The sequence below is a fragment of the Flavobacterium sp. genome (assembly GCF_044373165.1).
Taxonomy (GTDB): Bacteria; Bacteroidota; Bacteroidia; order Flavobacteriales; family Flavobacteriaceae; genus Flavobacterium.
Window position 1 is genome coordinate 1 of sequence record NZ_JBILQL010000111.1, and the last position, 5,470, is coordinate 5,470.

A 5,470-nucleotide genomic window follows, 5' to 3' on the forward strand; every position below is an offset into this window, starting at 1 on the left:
TTACTGATGAACCGGTAACAGGCGCGTAAAGATTGTTAGTTCCCGAGATAGCCATTGAACTCCAAGTTGGGATGAAGGTAAAATAGTCGGCGTTCAAGTTGTTGAAAAACTCGGTTAATAATGGGTCAGTTCCCAAATCGGCTTGGAACCCACTCATATCAAAACGACCTCCGGGAGCGGAGTCAAGTCCATCTGTTTCTACCGGAGCTTTTGAGTTAGCCAAACTTTCAAAGCCAGTGATCCATGTAATAAAGACAAATTGTTGCCCTCTAAATCGACTTACTTGATTGGTTTGATTGGCCGCGGGTGTAAAACGAAGGTTTATAATAGCTCTTTGGGTTGCTGAGACATTGAAAGTGTGGTTCATGACTTCAAAATTCGGACTGTAATTCATGGTTCCGTTGCCGGCGCCGTTTGAAATGGATATGTTTCTAACAGTGGTCGGGAATCCCATAGCATTCAATTCATTTTGAAATGCATTTCTGAAGTTAGGCGCTCCTGTAGGCAATAATGAGGCAGAAGCGGTATTGAATTCGAAGGCACTTCCGGTTTGCAAATGCCCTTCCAGATGGTCTATCAGCATTTGTCTTGCCGCCGGGCTTTTTATTAACCCATTTACTAACGGTTGTACCGAAGCATTTCCTAAAGGACCGAAGGCCATATAGTTAAACAAATGTTGGAAACCAATAGGCACATTGGCGCCTTGGTGCGGAGAATCAAACGAAATGTACAAACGAGTATCGTGGTTTAAATTGTTGGTTTCCATGTAGCGCAATGCATAACGAGAAATCAATCCGCCCATACTTGGTCCGATGATGACATTTTTTTGGGTTCCGACTTTTTGTGCGTTGATTTGATTAATGACTTCCACCAAAACAAAAGCATTTCTTTGGATAAAATCTACACCGCCATCTACTACTGTTGTGGAGTTAGGGCGAGTGTAATTTGGAAAGTTGACTAACACAATATCAAAACCGAGTGTTCTTAAATAATTGGCTAAATTTTGACCTGTGCCATAATTCAAACTGGCATACAACGCGGCTATATTTCGAGAATCTCCGGGGTCGAAACCATCCACTAAAAATACCGGTTTGTCTAAAATGCCATCAACGGTGTCGGGAAAAATTTCATATTCTCCTTGTCCTAAATATGATGTTGTTTCCCCAAAACCTTGATAAGGAATAGTTGCGGTTACAGTAGTAATGGCATTAGGAGAATAAGAGTTTTGATTGTTTCTGGCGGATAAATCTACAGCCGATTCGATTTGAATGACAAATGATTGATAGGTAGCTTCACCATTGCTGAACTGAATTCTACAGTTTACAGTTTGTTTGCCTGAGGCATTGAAATGAATAGTGAACGGCTGGTTTTTTTGAATTGGAGTCCATTGGTCATTCTCATTAATCTGGTAAGCGATGCTTTGAATGACTCTTGTTGTTGTGTTAAACAAGAGTTCTTCTTTTAAAATAAAGGTCACGTCATTGGTTTTAGATTTCGAAACCAAAGGTGAAATCAAATTAACAGCGTGCTGCTCAAAAATATTTTCTACTCCGTTTTTGATTTGGTATTGCTGATGGGCATTCAAAAAGATATCACCGTTATCAGTAGCACCGGTGCGAATGTTCTCAAAATCAGTTATTAAAACACCTAATGGAATTTCTTGTCGAACAACACCTAATTTGGCAGCTTCTCTTAGCACTTCCAGTTTGGGCAAACGCGCCAAAAAATCGGCTCTTTGCAATTCGTGGTATACTTGTAGAAAATAATTTGAGCTTACTTCTTTTTGTTTTAACACGGTTGCGTTGGCAAGGCCGAAAACCCTATCATAAATGATTTTAGTTTGGCTTTTTTCTTGCAGTGCATCATAGGCGTTGTTTTGCGCCGATGAAAAAAAAGAAAGAAGCGAAATCATCAGAAGCGTAATTTTTTTCATAGTTTTTCAATTTTTGATTTTGAATTCCGAATATACAAAAAATACCATTTGGATTATAAAAAAAAAGTCCAAGCATAAACTCGGACTTTTTGGTATTGAATGATATACGGCTATTCGCCTAAAAACGGATAGCGGTAATCGGCAGGAGTTACAAAAGTTTCTTTGATGGTTCTTGGCGAAACCCAACGCAACAAATTTTGCATTGAACCTGCTTTGTCATTAGTTCCCGAAGCTCTGGCGCCACCAAAAGGTTGCATGCCTACTACAGCTCCGGTTGGTTTGTCGTTTATGTAAAAATTACCCGCACTGTTTTGTAAAGCCAAAGCAGCTTCTTCGATAGCGTAACGATCTCTGCTGAAAACGGCTCCTGTTAAAGCGTATTCGGAAGTTTCATCAACCAATTTCAAAGTTTCGGCCCATTTTGAATCTTCATACACATAAACGGTTAGTACCGGACCGAATAACTCAGTTTCCATGGTGGTGTATTTTGGATTTGAAGTCAAGATTACGGTTGGTTCAATAAAATAGCCTTTTGATTTATCATACTTGCCTCCGAAAATTACTTCTGCATCAGCATCTTGCTTGGCTTGGTCGATGTATTTGGCCAACTTATCAAATGAACCTTCGTGGATTACAGCAGTGACAAAGTTGGAAAAATCTTCAGGGCTTCCTATTTTGATAGAAGCCAACTCTTTACTCATTTCTTCTTTAATTGCCGGCCAAAGTGATTTAGGGAAATACGCTCTTGAAGCGGCAGAACATTTTTGCCCTTGGAATTCAAAAGCCCCACGAATGGTATTGGCCACTACTTGTTTTACATTGGCACTCGGGTGAACCATAACAAAATCTTTTCCTCCGGTTTCACCAACAATTCTAGGGTAGGTTTTATAGGTGTGGATGTTTTGGCCGATTTTTTTCCAAATTTCTTTGAATACGAAAGTTGAACCGGTATAATGAACGCCCGCAAAATCAGGACTGGCTAAAACGGTATCTGTTATCATTACCGGATCTCCGAAAACTACGTTAATTACACCATCAGGCACACCGGCTTCTTGGAATACATCAATAATTACTTTAGCTGAAAAAACCTGGCTGTCACTTGGTTTCCAAACCACAGTGTTGCCCATCAAAGCGGCACTGGCCGGAAGGTTAGCTGCAATAGCGGTAAAGTTGAAAGGTGTAATGGCATAAACAAATCCTTCCAGCGGACGGTATTCCACTCGGTTCCAAACATCTGAAACCGATTTAGGTTGGTCGCTGTAAATTTGCGTCATGAATTCTACATTGTATCTTAAGAAATCGATTAACTCACAAGAAGCGTCAATTTCGGCTTGAAAAATGGTTTTCGATTGCGCAATCATAGTCGCTGCATTGATTTTAGCACGGTAAGGTCCGGCAATCAACTCTGCGGCTTTTAAAAAGATGGCTGCTCTTTGTTCCCAAGCCATGTTAGCCCATTTTTTTCTGGCCTCTAAGGCAGCAGCTATGGCTTGTTCAATATGTTTCTTTTCGGCTAAATGATAAGTGCCTAACACGTGTTGGTGGTCGTGTGGCGCCGTCATGTTTCGGGTATTTCCGGTACGAATTTCGTCGCTTCCGATGTAGTTGGGAACCTCAATGGTTTCGTTCCACATTTTTTGGTAGGCTGCTAAAACGGCTGCTTTTTCAGGTGAGTTAGGAGCGTATGATTTTACAGGTTCATTGACCGCTTTCGGGACATGAAAAAATCCTTTTGGCATATGTTGATTTGATTAAAAGATTAAACAATTGAACGATTTAAAGATTCAATATTGAGAATCATTAAATTTTAAACAAAAGTACAAAGGAAAATTTGAAATTTTGACAAGAAGTCGGTTCAAAATTAATTCAAAGCAAATGGCGCGCTCAACTTAAAGGTTGGGACAATTACTTTAAAGGTTTTGGTAGTGGTAAAATTGATCATGTTGAAGTAGCCACTCATCGCTCCAAATGGTGACGATAATAGGCAACCCGAATTGTAAGTGTGTTTTTCTCCGGGCTTGAGCACCGGTTTTTTGCCAATAACGCCTTCGCCGTCTACTATTTCTTTTTCATTGAGTGAATCTAAAATTTCCCAATGACGAGAGTTAAGTTGAACCGAATCCTTACTGTGATTTTCAATGGTGATTTCATAACTAAAGGCAAAATGAATCTTGTAGTTTTTGAAGTAAGTACCTTCAAAACTAGTCAGAACCGAAATTTTAATACCTCTTGTTATTTGTGAAACCATGTAGTATTCATTCTATTACGTCGTCAAATTTACAAAAAATACGCTTGCTTAAGTGAATTAGATGTTAAATTTTGATTAGTAAGTAGCATCAATTGAACTGGCGATTCCTTTGCCTATAATTCGATCGAAACGCTGGTTGTTTTCTCGGTAATACACCAAGGCAAAATAATTGTCTTCCGTTTGATGAAAATTTCCGTCTATAGCATTTTCTTCATCAACTTTACCATTAGCATCCGCAACAACATATTGATAATTGGTAAACCCTTGTTTGATCATAATGGCTTTTTCGTATACTCCTTTCTCAGCATTGTATTCCATTTTATTTTCTTCCCCTATAGCAAAACCGTTGAACATGCCATTTACATAAATTGATTTTTTTCCAAAGTAGTTCGGTGCCGAAAGGGTAAAAAACACCCAAGCATAATCGGCTTCAATTTCATTGTTTTGAGCGTTGAGGTTTTTTACTATAAAATTACCGTTGATGTCGGGGAAATAAGTGTAAGGCACATTAGCTCTGGCTTCGTTTCGATACAAATAGGCATTGTAAATACCGCCGTTTGAATCGATACGAGCGATGCTGTTGTTGGCTGCTCGAATGTCTTTGTTTTCAAAAAACAAAAATTCATTGCCTGCCCAAAATTGGGTTTCGGTATCATAACGGTAAATCAAATCGTTGCCAATTGTATATTGAGGTCTGATACCGGTAATAGCATTGTTAAATTTTCCGTTTTGCATCAACATTACTTTTACATTTTGCAGCGGACTTTGGAAATTAATGGTTGTTGATTTAATAGTAAAATCGAGATTGTGTTTTTGATTGATTACCGATAAGTTTCGTGCTCTTCTAACCTGCATAGGAACGGTAACCAATTCTTCGTATAAGATGAATTTTTTGGTAAAAACCACCTCTTTATCATCGTTTAAAATTTTAATCATATAATTCCCGCTAACTCGAAATTGAGTAAACCTGTTGGGAAAAGTCAAACGATAATGAGAATACAATTGTAGCGTTGTGAGTGAATTAGTATAATCCTGAATGCGTTGGTCATCAAAACCGTTCAAGTATTCGTTTTTAAATAATTGTGACGGTTTCCAATCGTAATCGCAATGGGTAATAGTGTAAAAATAGTTGGCTTCATTGCCGTATAAATCATCAAATTGGAATTGAAAAGTATCGCCCAAGCGAAAAACAGGAATAGTGTTTTGCCCGTTTTGAACAAAGCTTATGGTTTTAATATGGTATGGCGGCAGAATTTCTTTTTCAACTTGGGAAAAAACCGATGCGGAAA

At 38.7% G+C, this 5,470-nt stretch carries 4 protein-coding genes; all 4 read right to left on the bottom strand.

The genetic code is table 11. From position 1 onward, the window contains the following. Nucleotides 1–1,933, bottom strand: a 1,933-nt coding sequence (locus ACIQ32_RS11095) for an esterase/lipase family protein (protein WP_396195756.1), incomplete at its 3' end; no start/stop codon positions are given. 110 nt (nucleotides 1,934–2,043) lie between these two features. After that, nucleotides 2,044–3,672, bottom strand: coding sequence for an L-glutamate gamma-semialdehyde dehydrogenase (gene pruA / locus ACIQ32_RS11100; RefSeq protein WP_396195757.1), 1,629 nt, complete (start codon nucleotides 3,670–3,672; stop codon nucleotides 2,044–2,046). A 122-nt stretch (nucleotides 3,673–3,794) separates the two neighbouring features. After that, nucleotides 3,795–4,181 (bottom strand): Co2+/Mg2+ efflux protein ApaG, encoded by a 387-nt coding sequence (gene apaG, locus ACIQ32_RS11105; RefSeq protein ID WP_295337911.1) that lies wholly within the window; start codon nucleotides 4,179–4,181, stop codon nucleotides 3,795–3,797. Between the two features lie 75 nt (nucleotides 4,182–4,256). After that, a partial coding sequence (locus ACIQ32_RS11110; protein ID WP_396195758.1) for a type IX secretion system plug protein domain-containing protein occupies nucleotides 4,257–5,470 on the bottom strand: 1,214 nt, incomplete at its 5' end.

Bases quoted from the DNA above. Each gene is read 5' to 3' on its own strand.
- pruA (WP_396195757.1), bottom strand. From the start codon at position 3,672: ATGCCAAAAGGATTTTTTCATGTCCCGAAAGCGGTCAATGAACCTGTA.
- apaG (WP_295337911.1), bottom strand. From the start codon at position 4,181: ATGGTTTCACAAATAACAAGAGGTATTAAAATTTCGGTTCTGACTAGT.